The sequence below is a fragment of the Paraburkholderia sp. SIMBA_027 genome, from assembly GCF_046535315.1.
In the GTDB taxonomy this organism is placed as follows: domain Bacteria; phylum Pseudomonadota; class Gammaproteobacteria; order Burkholderiales; family Burkholderiaceae; genus Paraburkholderia; species Paraburkholderia tropica.
This window is the reverse complement of the sequence record NZ_JAWRWY010000105.1, coordinates 1-452: the sequence shown is the minus strand read 5'-3', so window position 1 is coordinate 452 and position 452 is coordinate 1. Positions and strand designations below refer to the sequence as shown.

Sequence of the window (452 nt, the reverse complement as noted above, 5' to 3'; positions counted from 1 at the left end):
GCATGATTTTTTCGATCGGGTCCTGAGACGCTTTCATTTTGGTTTTGATTTTCTGACGTTCGTCCAGCAGACGTTTCAGCAGAGACGGGATGAAACCCGGGAAGTCTTTGCAGAATTTGTGACCAACTTCCGGCGCAACGTCGTAGTTACGGCAACCTTCACGGTTCAGGGTGTCCGGAGAAACGTTGTGGGTGATGATGATAGACGGGTACAGCGAACGGAAGTCCAGAGAAACGATGTTTTCCCACAGACCTTTTTCCGGTTCTTTAACGAAACCACCCGCGTAAGATTCACGCAGACGACGTTCGTATTCACGTTCGTCCGGTTTGTTCGGCGCCAGTTCGTTACGTTCGTACGCTTTACGCAGCAGGAACCATTCAACCAGGTTACCGGTAGAAGAACGAGAAACGTCCCACAGCGGCTGACCAACCAGACGAGACAGCTGCGCTTCC

General features: G+C 51.5%; 1 protein-coding gene. It reads right to left on the bottom strand.

What is annotated here, in order from left to right; translation table 11 throughout:
* A partial coding sequence (locus SB764_RS38330) for a DNA polymerase domain-containing protein (protein WP_410866507.1) occupies nucleotides 1-452 on the bottom strand: 452 nt, incomplete at both ends.